Here is a 16,756-nt window from a genome sequence, read left to right as displayed (position 1 = left end):
TGCAGGGTGGCCGTCACGCTCCTCCTTGACCCGCCCGGCGCCGGATGCGTCCTCGTCCGGCAGTCGCCGCTGGCCGAGCTGTGCGCCTGCCTGCACGCGCTCGACGAGCCCGGCCACCACCCCGCGAGCGCCGGATACGTCGCGCGGACGCACGCCGTTCTGGACAGCGGGCTGCTGGCCACCGCCGCCGCCTGGGCGCCGCTCTGGGGCGCCTTCCGCGCCCGCTACCTGCTCCCGGTGTCGGCGGGACCCCGGCGTACGCTGGCCGGCGAGCTGCGCGAAGTGGCCGCGCTGCCCATCGGCGACTTCACGGCCATGACCGTGCAGGCCCTGATCGGCAAGAACGACACCGACCTCGGCCCCGAGCTCAGCGACGAGGTGCTGCACCGGCTGCGGCTGATCTCCACCAGCCGCATGGAGATCGGCGCCCGGCTGCGGGCCGACCCTGAGGGGTTCCGGGGCGAGCTGCTCGGCTTCCTCGCCGACTTCGCGGCCGTCGCCTTCGACGAGGAGTGGCCGGCGCTGCGTCCGGTGCTCGACCGCGACGCGGCGCTGCGCGAACGCGAGCTGCGCAGGCGGGGCGCCCTGGCCCTAGCCGGGTTCCCCACCGCCAGCGCGCCGCCGGACGGCCCGATGAGCGGCCCGGTGAGCGGGCAGGTGAACGGGCAGGCGAACGGGCGGCCGCTGCGCATCGTGTTCGACAAGCTGTACAACGCCACCGCCCGGGTCGACGCCGACCGCCCCTGCCTGATCGTGCCGACCGTCCACGGCCGGCCGCACTTCGTGATCAAGCACTTCCCCGGCTACCCGGTGGTGATCCAGTACGGTGCCGACGACGGCGGCCCGGCCACGCCGTCCCTGGAGGCGGCCAGGCGCCGGCTCGCCGCCCTGCAGGACCCGACCAGGCTGCGGCTCTGCTACGCGATCCTGCGCAATCCCGTCGCCACCGCCGAGCTGGCCACCCAGCTCGGCATGACCGCGCCCCAGGTCTCCAGGCACCTGCGCAGGCTGCGGGAGGCCCAGCTCGTGCACACGCACCGGCGCGGCTCGGTCGTCTACTACCAGCTCGACGCCGAGGCCATCGAACGCCTCGGGCCCGACCTGCTCTCCGTCCTGTACCGCTGACAGCCCGCCGTGGACCGGGGGCGGCCCGGCCTATTCGCCGTCCCGTACCGCCGCCGTCGTGGCGGGCGGGGCAGGCACCGCCGCCACGGGCATGCCGGGGAAGGCCGCCGGCTGGGCGGGGCGGAAGGAGTAGGAGCGGGTGACCGCCTCCTGCATGGCCAGCGCGGCATAGCGGCGCAGCACCGCGTCCTGCGCGGCGGCCAGCTCCAGGTAGGCGGCCGTCACCCCGGTCTCCAGGTGCACCGCCAGCTTGACGGCCAGCGTGGCGTTGGAGGGGAAGAACGGCAGCGCGTACGACGCGTCCGGCTCGGCCGGCTTCCCGCCCCGCGTGGTGATGAGCGCGCGCAGCTGGTCGCGCCGGGCCCGGTGGGCGTCGAACGCCGTGCTGATCTTCGCCCGCAGCGCCCCCGACGTCCGCGCGCCGAGCAGCCCGTACGCGAACAGCACCGCGTGCTCGGCGGCCAGCGCCTTGCGCAGCTTCTCGACGTCGGCGTCCGCACCGCTCACGGCCCCGTTCATCGGGACCTCGGCAGGGAGACGACGTGCGCGGCCTCGCAGGCGCCGATGCTGGCGATGAGCTGTGCCACGCCGGGCGAGACGCCGGCGAGCTGGCGGGGCCGCAGGGCCGCCGCCTTGCGCTCCAGCTCCCTCAGCTTCGACAGCGAGACCTTGGCCGTAGAGGCCGACGGGGAGGCTGACGGGGAGGCCGAGGGAGACGCGGATGGCGATCCCGGTGGCGTGGCGGGCGTCGCGACATGTTTGCGCAACGCGGCCAGATGGGCCTGGTGCCGATCTCTGAAGGGCGCCAGCTCGTCCGCCCCACCGGAGATCAGGGAGGAATAGAGCGCCACCGTGCGTTCCTTCTCCGCGATCAGGTCCTTCAGCAGGAGCGTCTCAGGAGAGTCCGTGGGCTGGGGCGGCGGTTGCGCGGGCCCGGTCCCGCTGCAGGCGGTGAGGGCGGCCGCGCTGCCCGCCAGCACGACTCGCCGGGACAGATGACGCGGGCGCACGGGCTCAGACCTCCAGTGACTACGGACGCAGATAGCATCGTACGGGCTAGTGTTCGCGATCGCCGTCAGGCGACGCCCGCCATTCGACCACGACGAGTGGCGCTCTTTCCGTGCCCTCATACGGATAGGGTGTCAACTGTCGTCGCTGGCTGAGCAGCCAGACGGCGCAAGGCCAGTGGCGAGGTCCGCCCGGCTGAGACATGACAATAGGGGAGGTCGATATGGGCAGCGCATCACCCCGCGACCACCTGATGAAGCTCCTTGAGCCCGTGGTCAGCGCGGAGGGCCTCGACCTGGAGGACGTCACGGTCACCCAGGCGGGCAAAAGACGGCTGCTGCGCGTGATCGTCGATCGCGACGGCGGCGTGAGCCTGGACGACGTGGCCGACGTGAGCCAGGCAGTCTCCACGGCACTGGACGACGACGACGCGATGGGCCAGGCGGCTTACACGCTCGAGGTCTCTTCGCCGGGTGTCGACCGCCCACTCACCGAGCCGCGCCACTGGCGCCGCGCGGCCAAGCGGCTGGTCAAGGCGGAGATGAGAGACGGCACCGTGCTTGAGGGCCGGATCGTGGCCGCGGACGAGAGCGGCGTCGACCTCGACGTCGCGGGCGCCGCGCGCCGGCTTGATTATGAAGACCTGACCCGGGGACGGGTACAAGTGGAGTTCCGCCGGCTCGACGACGTCGACGGCGACGAAGGCTAAGGGGGGAGCCGTCGTGGACATCGACATGAGCGTCCTGCGCAGCCTGGAGCGGGAGAAGGACATCTCCTTCGACCTGGTCGTCAAGGCGATCGAGGACGCGCTGCTGATCGCGTACTTCCGCACCGACGGCGCGGCCTCCAAGGCGCGGGCCGAGCTCGACAGGGGCAGCGGCCACGTCACGATCTGGGCGGCGGAGCTGGATGAGGAGGGTGAGGTCGCACGAGAGTTCGACGACACCCCCAACAATTTCAGCCGGATCGCCGCCACCACCGCCAAGCAGGTCATCCTGCAGCAGCTGCGCGACGCCGAAGACGAGATCAACTTCGGCGAGTTCGCCAGCCGCGAGGGCGAGCTGGTCTCCGGCGTCATCCAGCAGGGCAAGGACCCGCGCGTGGTGCTGGTCGACCTCGGCAAGATCGAGGCCGTCCTGCCGCACGCCGAGCAGGTCCCCGGCGAGGAATACGTGCACGGAGAGCGCATCCGCGCCTACGTGGTGCAGGTGAAGAAGGGCCACAAGGGCCCCTCCGTCACCTTGTCGCGCACGCATCCCGGGCTGGTGAAGAAGCTGTTCGCGCTGGAGGTGCCCGAGATCGCCGACGGCACCGTGGAGATCGCCGCGGTGGCGCGCGAGGCCGGCCACCGTACGAAGATCGCGGTCCGCTCCCGCAAGCCCGGCGTCAACGCCAAGGGCGCGTGCATCGGCCCGATGGGCTCGCGCGTGCGCAACGTGATGACCGAGCTGCACGGCGAGAAGATCGACATCATCGACTGGTCCGAGGACCCCGGTGATTTCGTCGGGAATGCCCTGTCTCCCGCCCGCGTTTCCCACGTTGAGGTTCTCGATCTCGACGGGCGCGTGGCGCGGGTGACCGTGCCCGACTACCAGCTCTCGCTGGCCATCGGGAAAGAAGGACAGAACGCCCGGCTCGCCGCGCGACTCACCGGATGGCGGATCGACATCCGGCCCGATACCCAAGCCGAGGATGCCGCCGGTTCCGTAGATGCGTCAACGCGGTAAGCTGGAATATGGTGGCCACGCCGCCCCACAGCGCACCTGTGTGGGCTGCAGGGTTCGCACGGCTAAGTCCGAGCTGCTCCGCCTGGTGCAGGTCGAGGATCAAGTGGTCCCTGACCTGCGAGGACAGCTCCCTGGTCGCGGTGCATCGCTGCATCCGGCCTTGAGCTGTCTGGAGCTTGCCGAGCGTCGCCGAGCGTTCCCGCGCGCGTTCCGCGTGCCGGGGCCGCTTGACGTCTCGCGAGTGCGGGCGCACCTGGAAGGAGAACCACGAAATGTCATGTAGGACGCCGAGTTGATGGGCGGAGTCAGATTGCTATGAGCGCCTGATGAGCACGCGGCGATGAAGACGTCAAGGTAGCGACGGTCCGGACGGCATTAGCCAGCCTCCCGGGCCGAGTAAGGGAGTGCAGTGGCGAAGGTCCGGGTATACGAGCTCGCTAAGGAGTTCGGCGTAGAGAGCAAGGTCGTCATGGCCAAGCTCCAAGAGATGGGGGAGTTCGTCCGTTCGGCGTCCTCGACCATCGAAGCGCCGGTGGTCCGCAGGCTCACCGAAGCTCTGGGTGCATCGAAGGGTGGGCCCTCCAGGGGCGGCGGTTCGCCGTCCAACAAGCCGCAGCCGCCAAGGGCTGCTCCCCGGCCGGCGGAAAGCCAGGCCGGTAACGGTGCTGCGGAGGCGCCTGTCCCCTCCGTCCCACGTCCGGGTCCGGGTCCCAAGCCTGGCCCGCGTCCTGGTCCCGCTGGTCCCGCGGGCGGCGCTCAGCCGCGCCCGCCGGTTCCCATGCCCCACCAGCCGCAACAGCAGCCTGAGGCCGCTCGCGGCGAGACGTCCGGGGCTCCGCAGGCGCGCTTCGAAAGCGCCGCGCCGGCGCGGCCCGCTCCGGGCCCGCGCCCCGGTCCTGCCGCTCGCCCGGGTCCCAAGCCCGGCCCCGCGCCCCGTCCGGGGCCCGGCGGTGGCGAGCGCGGCGGTGAGCAGCGTGGCGACCGCGGTGTCGACCGCGGCGAGCGTGGCGCCCAGCAGGCGCCGCGTCCCGGTGGCGGCCCGCGTCCCGGTCCCGGCCCCAAGCCGGGCCCGCGTGGTCCGCGTCCCGGTAACAACCCGTTCTCGTCCAACGCCAGCGGCATGGGCCAGTCCCGGCCGCCGCGTCCCGGCGGCAACCGCGAAGGCGGCAGCGGCCCGGGTCAGCGCGAGCGTCGCGACGGTCCGCCGCGTGACGGTGCGATCCCGCGTCCGCCGCAGGGCAGGGGCGGCGGCGAGGGTGGTCCTCGTCCCGGTGGCCCGCGTCCCGGCCCGCCCGGTGCGGGTGGTCCGCGTCCCGGCCCCGGTGCCGGCGGTCCCCGTCCTGGTGGCCCGCGGCCCAACCCGATGATGATGCCGCAGGGTCGTCCTGCCGGTCCCGGCGGCGGTGGCGGCGGCTTCGCCGGTCGTCCCGGCGGTGGCGGCACCGGCCAGCGCACCGGCACCGGTGGTCCCGGTGGCGGTGGCGGCGGCTTCGGCGGTCGTCCCGGTGGCGGCGGTCGCGGACGCGGCGGTGGCACCGCGGGAGCCTTCGGGCGTCCCGGCGGCCGTCCCGCGCGTGGCCGCAAGTCGAAGCGTCAGAGGCGCCAGGAGTTCGACAACATGTCGGCGCCGGCGATCGGCGGTGTGCAGGTCGCTCGCGGCAACGGCGCGACGATCCGCCTTCCGCGCGGTGCGTCGCTGTCCGACTTCGCCGACCGCATCGGCGCGAACCCCGCCTCGCTCGTGCAGATCATGCTGCACCTCGGCGAGATGGTGACCGCGACCCAGTCGGTCAACGAGGAGACGCTGCAGCTTCTCGGCCAGGAGCTCGACTACGACATCCAGGTCGTCAGCCCGGAGGAGGAGGACCGCGAGCTTCTCGAGGCCTTCGACATCGAGTTCGGCGAGGACGAGGGCGACGAGGCCGACCTGGCCGCGCGCCCGCCGGTCGTGACCGTCATGGGTCACGTCGACCACGGTAAGACCAAGCTGCTCGACGCCATCCGCAAGACCAATGTGGTGGCGCGCGAGGCGGGTGGCATCACCCAGCACATCGGTGCTTACCAGGTCGCCGCCGAGCACGAGGGCGAAGAGCGGAAGATCACCTTCATCGACACCCCGGGTCACGAGGCGTTCACCGCCATGCGTGCCCGAGGCGCCAAGTCCACCGACATCGCGGTGCTGGTGGTCGCGGCCGACGACGGTGTGAAGCCGCAGACGATCGAGGCGCTCAACCACGCCCAGGCGGCCGAGGTCCCGATCGTGGTCGCGGTCAACAAGGTCGACAAGGAGGGCGCAGACCCGAACAAGGTTCGCGCCCAGCTCACCGAGTACGGCCTGGTGGCGGAGGAGTACGGCGGCTCGACGCTGTTCGTCGACATCTCGGCGAAGAACGGCACGGGCATCGACGAGCTCCTCGAGGCCATCGTCCTGACCGCGGACGCCGAGCTCGACCTGCGGGCCAACCCGACGATGGACGCGCAGGGCATCGCGATCGAGGCGCACCTCGACAAGGGCCGCGGCCCGGTCGCGACCGTCCTGGTCCAGCGCGGCACGCTGCGCGTCGGCGACTCGATCGTGTGTGGCGAGGCCTTCGGCCGCGTCCGCGCGATGCTCGACGACAGTGGCGAGCTGGTCGAGGAGGCCACGCCGTCCCGTCCGGTCCTGGTGATGGGCCTGACGGCCGTGCCGAGCGCCGGTGACAACTTCATCGTGGTCACCGACGACCGCATGGCCCGCCAGATCGCCCAGCAGCGCGCGGCGCGCAAGCGCAGCGCCGACATGGCGAAGTCGAGCCGTCGCCGCACCCTCGAAGAGCTGTTCAGCGACCTTGAGAAGGGTCGCGTCGACGAGCTCAAGCTCATCATCAAGGGTGACGTGTCCGGTTCGGTGGAGGCCCTGGAAGACGCCCTGCTCAAGATCGATGTCGGCGACGAGGTCAGGCTTCGTGTCCTGCACCGCGCGGTCGGCGCGATCACCGAGTACGACGTCAACCTGGCCGTCGCCGACGACAACGCGGTCATCATCGGCTTCAACGTCCGCCCCGAGCCTCGGGCGCGCGACCTGGCCGAGCGCGAGGGCGTCGACATCCGCTACTACTCGGTCATCTACCAGGCGATCGAGGAAATCGAAGCGGCGCTCAAGGGCATGCTCAAGCCCGAGTTCGAAGAGGTCCAGATGGGCACCGCCGAAGTCCGCGAGGTCTTCAAGGTGCCGAAGATCGGCAACGTTGCCGGTTCGCTGGTCCGCTCCGGTCTCATCGTCCGCAACAGCAAGGCCAGGATCATCCGCGATGGCGTCGTCATCGCCGACAACCTGACCGTCTCGTCCCTGCGTCGGTTCAAGGATGACGCGACCGAGGTCCGCGAGGGCTTCGAGTGCGGCATCGGGGTCGGTTACAACGACATCCGGATCGACGACGTGATCGAGACGTTCGAGATGCGGGAGAAGCCGCGCGTGTGATGCGCGGCCGGGCGCCCGGCGGGACATCCGCCGGGCGCCCCTCGCACGTCCTGGCCTGGTCTCCACCGCAGCAGGCCGCTCGTGCGCTCACCACACCAGGCCAAGCGGTGGTCATCAACGATGTATGTGGGTGCTCTGACCCTGGACATCCTGCTCGGCGACGTCCGATCGCTGAAGCAGAAGCGCTCTGTCGTCCGGCCGCTGATCGCCGAGCTGCAGCGCCGTTATCCCAGCATCGCGGTGGCCGAGACCGGCCATCTCGACCTGCATCGCAGAGCTGAGATCGGCGTCGCGGTGGTCTCCGCCTCCGCGGGTAACTGCAACGAGGTGCTGGACGCCTGTGAGCGGATGGTGGCGTTCCGCCCGGAGATCGAGCTGCTGTCGGCCCGGCACCGGCTCTACAACGACGAAGATTGATCGACTGCACGGCCAGGTCGTGCGTGAGGGGGAGCGAACATGGTGGATGCCGCACGAGCGCGCAAGCTCGCCGACCGCATCCAGCAGATCGTCGCCGAGATGCTGGAGCGCCGGATCAAGGACCCGCGTCTGGGCTTCGTCACCGTGACCGACACGCGGATCACCGCGGACCTTCGCGAGGCGACGGTGTTCTACACGGTGTTCGGCTCCGACGCCGAGCGGGCCGACAGTGCGGCTGCCCTCGAAAGCGCCAAGGGGATCATCCGCTCCGAGGTCGGACGCCAGACCGGCGTGCGGTTCACCCCGACGCTGACGTTCAAGCACGACCCGCTGCCCGACAGCGCGCGCCAGCTCGACGACCTGATCAACGCCGCCAGGGCGCGGGACGCCGAGGTGGCGCGCAAGGCCGAGGGCGCCGCGTACGCCGGGGAGTCCGACCCCTACCGGAAGCCCGACGACATCCTGGACGGGGGTCCCGAGCCTGAGATCGTCCCCGAGTCCGGCAAGGACGACCAGGCGTGACGCCCGACGTCCGCGACAGAGCCGAGCGCCCGTCCCACACCCCATCCCATGTGGGCGCGCGTGCGGCCGAGAGCTGCCCGATCCCTGAGGCGGCCTGGGATCGGGCGGTGCAGCTGATCGGCCAGGCCGACGAGATCGCACTGTCCTGTCACGTGACGCCCGACGGGGACGCGCTCGGCTCGATGCTGGCCGTGGGCTTCGTGCTGCGGTCGATGGGCAAGCGGGTCGTGGCGTCGTTCGGCGACCGCCACTTCGCGGTGCCGCGGCTGCTGCGCTTCCTGCCCGGCCAGGAGATGCTGGTGCCGCCCGAGGACTACCCGGCGGCGCCCGACCTGATGATCACCTTCGACGCCTCGACGTTCGAGCGGCTGGGGCTGCTGCGTGACAGCACCGCCAGGGCCCGGGAGGTCGTCGTGGTCGACCATCACCCGTCCAACGAGGGGTTCGGCACGCTGAGCCTCATCGACTCCAAGGCGGCGGCCACGGCCATGCTGGCCGAGCAGCTCGTCTACCGGCTCGGCGGGCGGCTCGACCGCGACATCGCCACCTGCCTGTACGCGGGCCTGGTGACCGACACGGGATCGTTCCGATACGCCTCGACCACGCCGGCCGTGCACCAGATGGCGGCCAGGCTCGTGGCCACGGGGCTGCGTACCGACGAGATCGCCAGGGAGCTGTGGGACCGCTCGCCGTTCGGCTACCTCAAGGTGCTGGCCAGGGCGCTGGAGCGGGTGACGCTGGAGGGGCAGCTGGTGTGGACGTACGTGACGCGGGTCGACCGGGCCGCGTACGGGCTGCCGTACGCGGAGCTTGAGGGGATCATCGACATCGTCCGGCGTACCGACGAGGCTCAGGTCGCGGCCGTGCTCAAGGAGGACGACCAGGGGGCCTGGCAGGTGTCGACCAGGTCCAAGGGCAGCGTCGACCTGGGGGCGGTGTGCGCGGCCCTGGGCGGCGGCGGGCACCACAACGCGGCCGGCTACACCTCGCACGACAGTGTGGAGGAGACCATGGCGAAGTTCAGGCGAGAGCTGGGGAAGGCTTGATGGCCGAGAGCGGTCTGATCATCGTCGACAAGGCGGGGGAGTGGACCTCCCACGACGTGGTGGCCAAGATGCGGCGCATCGCGGGCACCCGTCGCGTGGGCCACGCGGGCACGCTCGACCCGATGGCCACCGGCGTGCTGGTGGTCGGCATCGAGAAGGCGACCCGGCTGCTCGGGCACCTGACGCTGACGGAGAAGGTCTACGAGGCCACGATCAGGCTCGGCGTCAGCACGAACACCGACGACGCCGAGGGCGAGACCACCGCCACGGCGTCGGCTGCGGGCGTGACGGCGGCCGGGATCCGCCAGGGCGTCGCGGCGCTGACCGGCGAGATCATGCAGGTCCCGCCGCAGGTGAGCGCGATCAAGGTGCACGGCGAGCGGGCCTACAAGAAGGCGCGCGCGGGCGAGGAGGTCGAGCTGTCGGCCCGGCCCGTCACCGTGCGGGCCTTCGACGTGCTCGACATCAGGGCCGAGGGCGAGGTCGTGGACGTGGACGCGGTCGTGACCTGCTCCAGCGGCACCTACATCCGCGCGCTCGCCCGTGACCTCGGGGCCGGGCTCGGGGTGGGCGGGCATCTGACGCGGCTGCGGCGCACCCGGGTGGGGCCCTATGACCTGTCACTGGCCAGGAGCGTGGAGCAGCTCGCCGAGGAGTGCGTGATCCTGCCGATCGCCGAGGCGGTGTCGGCGGCCTTCCCGCGCAGGGACGTCACGGCCGAGGAGGCGCGCGTCATCGGGCACGGTGGCCGGCTGCCCGCGGTCGGGCTCGGGGAGGGGCCGATCGGCGTGTTCGGGCCGGAGGGCGAGCTGCTGGCGCTGGTGGAGGAGCAGGGGCGCACGGCCAGGCCGATCGCCGTCTTCGTGTCGTAGCCGCATCCCCGCCCTCGCGGGCTTACGCGAGCTCTAGGCGGGCTTACGCAGGCTACGCGGGCTACGCCGGCTTGCGGGCGACGATGATGTCGCGGACGATCGCCTGGTCCACCCAGTGCTCGAAATCGGGATAGTCCAGCACCTCCAGGCCGGCGGCCCTGAGGATCTCGGCCAGCTCGGCGCTCTTGCCGCCGTAGGTGTTCCAGGCGATCCCCATCGCGCCGTCAGGGCGCAGCAGCTCGGCCCACACCGGGACGGCCTTCCTGAGCAGCTCCAGCGGGCTGCGGGACAGGCCGGTGCCGCCCTTGCTGCCGTGCTGGACGCCGTAGGGGGCGTCGGTGACCAAGACGTCGAACGAGCGCGGCTTGAAGAACTCCCTGCTCCTGAGGGTGTCGGCGTTGACCACGGTCAGGTGCTGCACGTCGCCGGCCTTGACCGACTCCTTCGACAGGCCGAACGTGACATTGAGCCGCTTCCCGACCAGGGCCCGCTCGCGGCGCACCGGCACGGTCTCGGCGGTGTGCTTGAGCCGCTTGTTGCGCAGCCAGGTCTTGACGAAGCCGGAGTAGGCCTCGAAGTCCTTGCCGTCGACGTCGATCCCGTAGGCGTCGTAGCCGTACATGAGGGCCTGGTTGAGTGTCGTGCCGCGGCCGCACAGCGGGTCGAACACCGACAGCCGCTCGCCGAGCCCCTTGCCGCCTGCCAGCACCGTGACGTTGAGCAGCAGCTTGGTGAAGTGCTCGTTGGTCTTGCCGGCGTATTTCTGGATGGTGATCAGGTCGCTGCTCAGCCGGTCGAGGGACTCCATGGTCAGCGGGCGGAGCAGCTCACCTTCGACCCCAAAAATCGCGTAAACAGAGGAAAGGTTTGACAAAAGCGAAATGTCGGGCTGGGAGAGGGGGTCCGGCGTCTCGAACGTCACGTACGGCACGCCGCCGATGACCGTCTCCTCGCTGTCCAGCACCGCCTGGCCGAGGGCGCGGTCGCTGAAGACGGCCAGCTCGCTCTTCGTCAGCCGCACGGAGCTCTCTCCGTAGACGCGGTTGAAGGCAGGCAGGATCAGGAGCGCGTATCGAGGCACGATGACCGATCCTATCCGGCGGCGCGCGGGAGCCCGGCAACCGTCTATACCCCTCTCGATTGGAGGTAACACGGAGGAGCATGGCAGGCTTGTGTGCGATTGATCCGCCACGAGCGAATGGGGCCTAGCGTGCAGGGTTCGGGAAGGTCTGTCGTCACCATCGGCGTGTACGACGGGGTCCACCGCGGACACCAGCGGGTGGTCGAGCGCGCCGTCGGCATCGCCCGCGAGCGAGGGCTGCGCAGCGTGGCCGTCACGTTCGAGCCGCATCCCGACGAGGTCGTGCGCCCCGGGGCGCACCCGCAGCGGCTCACGAGCCTGCGACGCCGGGCCGAGCTGCTGACCGGGCTGGGGGTGGACGAGGTCGACGTGGTGGAGTTCACGCTGGACCTGTCGCGGACCAGCGCGGGGGACTTCGTCCAGAACGTGCTGGGTGAGCGGTTGCGGGCGGCGGTCGTGGTGGTGGGGGAGGATTTCCGGTTCGGGCAGGGCGCCAGCGGCGATGTCGAGATATTGCGGACGCTGGGCGATAAATACGATTTTGAGGTCGAAACTGTGCCCAGCCTTGACGCCATCTCCTCGACCGCGATCCGCGAATCCCTCGTGCGGGGCGACGTCGAGGGCGCCGCGGACCGGCTCGGCCGGCCGCACCGCGTCGAGGGCGTGGTCGTACGCGGCTACCAGCGGGGCCGCCAGCTCGGCTTCCCGACCGCGAACGTCGAGACGCCCCAGCACACGGCCATCCCGGCGGACGGGGTCTACGCGGGCTGGCTGGAGTGCGTGCCCGTGGCGAACCTGCCCACTCTCTACGAGGGCGAGCGGTGGCCGGCGGCGATCTCGGTCGGCACGAACCCGACGTTCGAGGGCGTGCCGCGGACGGTGGAGGCCTACGCGCTGGACCGGGACGACCTGGAGCTGTACGGGGCGCACGTCGCGGTCGAGTTCGCCGCCCGGCTGCGCGGCAACACCCGCTTCGACTCGATCGACGCCCTCATCGCGCAGATCCACGCGGACGTGGACGCCACCCGCCGGCTCACCGGCTGAGCCGTCGCGCCACACGCCGGAGGGCGGCACGGCCCGCGAGTAAAGGATGACCGGTTGTGCCGGACACCGCTTACCAAGTGGTAGCCTTGCATGTCGGCTCTGTAGCGGCGGTGCTGCGCGCTGCCCATGACGGCCTTCACGCGGCGACTGTAGGCACGCACGGTCGTTCGCGCTATTCATCTCATTCGCGCGTGTCCGTAGATTGAAGGAGAGCCGTGTCCCTCGACACCGCTGCCAAGAAGACCATCATCAGCGAATATGCGACGGCCGACGGCGACACTGGTTCGCCCGAGGTGCAGATCGCGCTGCTGAGCAAGCGCATCAGCGAGCTCACCGAGCACCTGAAGACGCACAAGCACGACCACCACAGCCGTCGTGGTCTGCTTCTGCTCGTCGGTCGCCGGCGCCGCCTGCTGAAGTACCTGCAGAAGGTCGACATCCAGCGTTACCGCTCGCTGATCGAGCGGCTCGGCCTGCGCCGATAGCATGAAAGGGAGCGGCGTCCGCGCCGCTCCCTTCTCATATGGGTAAGCCCTGAGAGGCGGCGCGTGGCGACGTGAAACGGCCGCGCGCCTGACGTACAACTGAATATCCGAGACACACAGCCCCCGCGTCCGCTCAGCACCATGCGACCCGCGACGCCTGCGGGCCGGTCCTCGGTAGTGGCTTCCGGTAGGAATGACAGTGATCCTCGACCGGGCGCTTCGATCGAAGACCGGCGCTGCACCTAACGAGGGTGCCGGTGAGAAAAGGGCGCGGGAGACCGACCACAAGGAGGTCCCCCGTGGAGGGTGTCCACACCGCTGAAGCCGTCATAGACAACGGCTCATTCGGCACGCGCACGATCCGGTTCGAAACCGGTCGTCTCGCGCGCCAGGCGGCCGGTTCGGCCGTCGCCTATCTCGACAACGACACGATGGTCCTCTCCGCGACCACCGCGTCCAAGTCGCCGAAGGAGAACTTCGACTTCTTCCCGCTCACGGTGGACGTCGAAGAGCGCATGTACGCCGCGGGCCGCATCCCCGGCTCGTTCTTCCGCCGTGAGGGCCGTCCCTCCGAGGACGCGATCCTCACCTGCCGGCTGATCGACCGGCCGCTGCGCCCGTCGTTCGTCAAGGGCCTGCGCAACGAGATCCAGGTCGTCGCCACCGTCATGGCGCTCAACCCCGACCACCTCTACGACGTGGTGGCCATCAACGCCGCGTCCCTGTCCACCCAGCTCGCCGGCCTGCCGTTCTCCGGCCCGATCGGCGGCGTGCGGGTCGCGCTGATCGACGGCCAGTGGGTCGCGTTCCCGACGCACCACGAGCTGGAGCGGGCCACGTTCGACATGGTCGTGGCGGGCCGCGTGCTCGCCGACGGCGACGTCGCCATCATGATGGTCGAGGCCGAGTCCACCAAGGACACGCTCAAGCTGGTCGCCGAGGGCGCGGTCGCGCCCACCGAGGAGACCGTCGCGCAGGGCCTCGAGGCCGCCAAGCCCTTCATCAAGGTGCTGTGCGAGGCGCAGTCGCGCATCGCACAGGTCGCGGCCAAGGAGACGGCCGAATACCCGGTCTTCCTGGACTACCAGGAGGACGTCTACGCCGCGGTCGAGGCCGCGGTGAAGACCGAGCTCGCCGCCGCGCTGACCATCGCGGGCAAGCAGGAGCGCGAGAACGAGCTGGACAAGGTCAAGGCGCTGGCCGGCGAGAAGCTCCTGCCCGAGTTCGAGGGGCGCGAGAAGGAGATCTCCGCGGCGTTCCGCTCGGTGATGAAGAAGCTCATGCGCGAGCGGGTCATCAGCGAGGGCATCCGCATCGACGGCCGCGGCACCAAGGACATCCGCGCGCTGTCCGCCGAGGTCCACGTGGTGCCCCGGGTGCACGGCTCGGCGCTGTTCGAGCGTGGCGAGACCCAGATCATGGGCATCACCACCCTCAACATGCTGCGCATGGAGCAGGTCATCGACACGCTCAACCCCGAGCGGACCAAGCGCTACATGCACAACTACAACTTCCCCCCCTACTCCACCGGGGAGACCGGCCGGGTGGGCTCGCCCAAGCGCCGCGAGATCGGTCACGGCGCGCTGGCCGAGCGGGCGCTGATCCCGGTGCTGCCCACGCGCGAGGAGTTCCCCTACGCCATCCGCCAGGTCTCCGAGGCGCTCGGCTCCAACGGCTCCACCTCGATGGGCTCGGTCTGCGCCTCCACGATGGCGCTGCTCGACGCCGGTGTGCCGCTCAGGGAGATGGTCGCGGGCATCGCGATGGGCCTGATCGGCGAGGGTGACTCCTACGTCACGCTGACCGACATCCTGGGCGCCGAGGACGCCATGGGCGACATGGACTTCAAGGTCGCCGGCACCAAGGACGTCATCACCGCCCTGCAGCTCGACACCAAGCTCGACGGCATCCCCGCCTCCGTGCTGGCCGGCGCGCTCAAGCAGGCCAAGGGCGCCCGCCTGGCGATCCTCGACGTGATGCAGGAGGCGATCGACTCTCCGGCGGAGATGAACCCGACCGCGCCGCGCATCATCACCATCAAGGTCCCCGTGGACAAGATCGGCGAGGTCATCGGCCCGAAGGGCAAGATGATCAACCAGATCCAGGACGACACGGGCGCCGAGATCACCATCGAGGACGACGGCACGATCTACATCGGCGCCACCGACGGACCGTCCGCCGAGGCGGCCCGTACGGCGATCAACGGCATCGCGAACCCGCACATGCCGGAGGTCGGCGAGCGCTACCTGGGCACGGTCGTCAAGATCGCGGCCTTCGGCGCGTTCGTCTCGCTCATGCCGGGCAAGGACGGCCTGCTGCACGTCTCCCAGATCCGCAAGCTGCACGGCGGCAAGCGGATCGAGAACGTCGAGGACGTGATGAGCGTCGGCGAGAAGATCCAGGTCGAGATCGCCGAGATCGACGGCCGGGGCAAGCTCTCCCTGGTGCCCGTCGAGGTCATCGAGAAGGAGGCCGCCGAGAAGGAGGCCAAGGGCGACGACGGCGACGACGCGCCCGCCCAGCAGGACGGCGCCGCGCCCGCGGCCGCCGAGGAGCGCTCCGAGCGGCCCCGCCGCACCCGTACGCGCGTGCGCAGCACCCGTAACGAAGGGGACGAACGGAACTCGTGACCACCACCACGCTGCACCCCGGCAAGGACGGAGCCGGGGTGGTAAGGCGCACCGTCCTCCCGGGTGGGCTGCGTGTGGTGACCGAGACCATGCCGACCGTGCGCAGCGTCGCGGTCGGCATGTGGGTCGGCATCGGCTCGCGTGACGAGGCCCCCGAGCACATGGGGGCCACCCACTTCCTTGAGCACCTGCTGTTCAAGGGCACCCCCACGCGTGACGCGATGGAGATCTCCGCCTCGATCGAGGGCATCGGCGGTGAGATCAACGCTTTCACCGCCAAGGAGTACACCTGCTACTACGCGCGGGTCCTCGACGAGGACCTGCCGATCGCGGTCGACGTGCTCGCCGACGTGGTGACCAGCTCGCTGGTCACCGACGAGGACGTCGACTCCGAGCGGGGCGTGATCCTCGAAGAGATCGCCATGCACGACGACGACCCCTCTGACGTGGTGCACGAGCAGTTCGCCGCCGCGCTCTACGGTGACTCGCCGATCGGCCGGCCCATCCTGGGCACGGTCGAGTCGATCAACACGCTGGGGCGCGAGCGGATCGCCGAGTACTACCACCGCTACTACCGGCCGCGCCGGACGGTGGTGTCGGTGGCGGGCAACGTACGGCACGAAGAGGTCGTGGAGCTCGTCACCAGGGCCTACGAGCGGGCGGGCGCGCTGAGCGGGCCCGCCGAGTTCGAGCCGCCGCGCACCAGCGGTCCCGGCGCGCGGACGCGGTCCGGCGTCAAGGTGCTCGACCGGCCGACCGAGCAGGCCAACCTGGTGCTCGGCACGACCGGCCTGTCCCGCACCGACGATCGCAGGTTCGCGCTCGGCGTGCTCAACGCCGCGCTGGGCGGTGGCATGTCGTCCAGACTCTTCCAGGAGATCAGGGAGAAGCGCGGCCTGGCCTACTCCGCCTACAGCTACACCTCCGCCTACGCCGACACCGGGCAGTTCGGCATCTACGTGGGCTGCCTGCCCTCGAAGATCGACGACGTGCTCAAGATCTGCCGGGACGAGGTGTCCAGGGTGGTGGCCGAGGGCCTGAGCGCCGACGAGATCATGCGCGGCAAGGGACAGATGCGCGGCGGGCTCGTGCTCGGCCTCGAGGACACCGGCTCGCGCATGTCGCGCATCGGCAAGAACGAGCTGGTCTACGACGAGCTGATGTCGGTGGACGAGGTGCTGGCACGCATCGAGGCCGTCACGCCCGACGAGATCTCCGAGGTGGCCGCCGACGTGCTCAACCGGCCGCTCACGCTCGCCGTGATCGGCCCGTACGGCGACAAGGACTTCTCCGACGCCCTGCGCTGACCTGGAGCCGCTCTCCGCCGATTCGTCGGTGA

16 protein-coding genes are annotated in these 16,756 nt (G+C 70.5%); 13 read left to right on the top strand and 3 right to left on the bottom strand.

The window, feature by feature from the left end; all coding sequences use genetic code 11:
- Nucleotides 1-6 precede the first annotated feature (6 nt).
- Nucleotides 7-1,125, top strand: a complete 1,119-nt coding sequence (locus tag ETD85_RS09115) for an ArsR/SmtB family transcription factor (RefSeq protein WP_206058200.1) — start codon at nt 7-9, stop codon at nt 1,123-1,125.
- A 30-nt stretch (nt 1,126-1,155) separates the two neighbouring features.
- Here ETD85_RS09115 and ETD85_RS09110 read toward each other — a convergent pair whose 3' ends face one another.
- Both ETD85_RS09110 and ETD85_RS09105 read right to left on the bottom strand, forming a co-directional pair.
- On the bottom strand, nt 1,156-1,632 hold the full coding sequence (locus ETD85_RS09110; protein WP_240779046.1) for a ferritin-like domain-containing protein: 477 nt from the start codon (nt 1,630-1,632) through the stop codon (nt 1,156-1,158).
- A gap of 8 nt (nt 1,633-1,640) precedes the next feature.
- Nucleotides 1,641-2,135 carry a hypothetical protein gene (locus ETD85_RS09105; protein WP_138689176.1) on the bottom strand — a complete coding sequence of 165 codons (495 nt, stop codon included), beginning with the start codon at nt 2,133-2,135 and terminating at the stop codon, nt 1,641-1,643.
- Between the two features lie 221 nt (nt 2,136-2,356).
- On the opposite strand from ETD85_RS09105, the gene rimP reads away from it, so the two are divergent.
- From rimP to truB, 8 genes are all read left to right on the top strand, one after another.
- Nucleotides 2,357-2,842, top strand: coding sequence for a ribosome maturation factor RimP (gene rimP / locus ETD85_RS09100; RefSeq protein WP_138689175.1), 486 nt, complete (start codon nt 2,357-2,359; stop codon nt 2,840-2,842).
- Nucleotides 2,843-2,855: 13 nt separating this feature from the next.
- Nucleotides 2,856-3,860 carry a transcription termination factor NusA gene (gene nusA / locus ETD85_RS09095; protein ID WP_138689174.1) on the top strand — a complete coding sequence of 335 codons (1,005 nt, stop codon included), beginning with the start codon at nt 2,856-2,858 and terminating at the stop codon, nt 3,858-3,860.
- Nucleotides 3,844-4,143 carry a YlxR family protein gene (locus ETD85_RS09090; RefSeq protein WP_138689173.1) on the top strand — a complete coding sequence of 100 codons (300 nt, stop codon included), beginning with the start codon at nt 3,844-3,846 and terminating at the stop codon, nt 4,141-4,143. Before nusA ends, ETD85_RS09090 begins: the two co-directional genes overlap by 17 nt.
- Nucleotides 4,144-4,269: 126 nt before the next feature.
- Nucleotides 4,270-7,320 (top strand): translation initiation factor IF-2, encoded by a 3,051-nt coding sequence (gene infB, locus ETD85_RS09085; protein WP_138689172.1) that lies wholly within the window; start codon nt 4,270-4,272, stop codon nt 7,318-7,320.
- A gap of 120 nt (nt 7,321-7,440) precedes the next feature.
- Nucleotides 7,441-7,737 (top strand): DUF503 domain-containing protein, encoded by a 297-nt coding sequence (locus ETD85_RS09080; protein WP_138689171.1) that lies wholly within the window; start codon nt 7,441-7,443, stop codon nt 7,735-7,737.
- Nucleotides 7,738-7,776: 39 nt separating this feature from the next.
- Nucleotides 7,777-8,259: a 30S ribosome-binding factor RbfA gene (gene rbfA / locus ETD85_RS09075; protein ID WP_138689170.1), complete on the top strand. Its 483-nt coding sequence runs from the start codon at nt 7,777-7,779 to the stop codon at nt 8,257-8,259.
- Nucleotides 8,256-9,305 (top strand): DHH family phosphoesterase, encoded by a 1,050-nt coding sequence (locus tag ETD85_RS09070; protein ID WP_138689169.1) that lies wholly within the window; start codon nt 8,256-8,258, stop codon nt 9,303-9,305. The genes rbfA and ETD85_RS09070 overlap by 4 nt, the downstream gene beginning before the upstream one ends.
- Nucleotides 9,305-10,177, top strand: coding sequence for a tRNA pseudouridine(55) synthase TruB (truB, locus tag ETD85_RS09065; RefSeq protein WP_138689168.1), 873 nt, complete (start codon nt 9,305-9,307; stop codon nt 10,175-10,177). Before ETD85_RS09070 ends, truB begins: the two co-directional genes overlap by 1 nt.
- Before the next feature lie 61 nt (nt 10,178-10,238).
- On the opposite strand, the gene ETD85_RS09060 is transcribed toward truB, so the two are convergent.
- Complete coding sequence (locus ETD85_RS09060) at nt 10,239-11,258, bottom strand: TRM11 family SAM-dependent methyltransferase (RefSeq protein ID WP_138689167.1); 1,020 nt, start codon at nt 11,256-11,258, stop codon at nt 10,239-10,241.
- A gap of 117 nt (nt 11,259-11,375) precedes the next feature.
- On the opposite strand from ETD85_RS09060, the gene ETD85_RS09055 reads away from it, so the two are divergent.
- The 4 genes from ETD85_RS09055 (at nt 11,376) to ETD85_RS09040 (ending at nt 16,724) form a co-directional block, all read left to right on the top strand.
- Nucleotides 11,376-12,302, top strand: a complete 927-nt coding sequence (locus ETD85_RS09055) for a bifunctional riboflavin kinase/FAD synthetase (protein ID WP_138689196.1) — start codon at nt 11,376-11,378, stop codon at nt 12,300-12,302.
- 215 nt (nt 12,303-12,517) lie between these two features.
- Entirely contained in the window at nt 12,518-12,787 is a 270-nt protein-coding gene (gene rpsO, locus ETD85_RS09050; protein ID WP_138689166.1) for a 30S ribosomal protein S15, read from the top strand.
- Nucleotides 12,788-13,086: 299 nt separating this feature from the next.
- The gene (locus tag ETD85_RS09045; protein WP_138689165.1) at nt 13,087-15,417 is read left to right on the top strand and encodes a polyribonucleotide nucleotidyltransferase; all 2,331 of its coding nucleotides are present in this window, start codon (nt 13,087-13,089) and stop codon (nt 15,415-15,417) included.
- Entirely contained in the window at nt 15,414-16,724 is a 1,311-nt protein-coding gene (locus ETD85_RS09040) for a M16 family metallopeptidase (RefSeq protein WP_138689164.1), read from the top strand. Before ETD85_RS09045 ends, ETD85_RS09040 begins: the two co-directional genes overlap by 4 nt.
- Nucleotides 16,725-16,756: the final 32 nt, after the last annotated feature.

It is taken from the genome of Nonomuraea zeae, from assembly GCF_005889725.1.
GTDB classification, from domain to species: domain Bacteria; phylum Actinomycetota; class Actinomycetes; order Streptosporangiales; family Streptosporangiaceae; genus Nonomuraea; species Nonomuraea zeae.
The sequence above is the reverse complement of the archived record's forward strand: the minus strand, read 5'-3'. Positions and strand labels throughout refer to the sequence as shown.

Coding starts and splice junctions, on each gene's coding strand:
- ETD85_RS09090 (WP_138689173.1), top strand. CDS start 3,844: ATGCGTCAACGCGGTAAGCTGGAATATGGTGGCCACGCCGCCCCACAG.
- rimP (WP_138689175.1), top strand. CDS start 2,357: ATGGGCAGCGCATCACCCCGCGACCACCTGATGAAGCTCCTTGAGCCC.
- truB (WP_138689168.1), top strand. CDS start 9,305: ATGGCCGAGAGCGGTCTGATCATCGTCGACAAGGCGGGGGAGTGGACC.
- rbfA (WP_138689170.1), top strand. CDS start 7,777: ATGGTGGATGCCGCACGAGCGCGCAAGCTCGCCGACCGCATCCAGCAG.
- ETD85_RS09080 (WP_138689171.1), top strand. CDS start 7,441: ATGTATGTGGGTGCTCTGACCCTGGACATCCTGCTCGGCGACGTCCGA.
- ETD85_RS09055 (WP_138689196.1), top strand. CDS start 11,376: ATGGGGCCTAGCGTGCAGGGTTCGGGAAGGTCTGTCGTCACCATCGGC.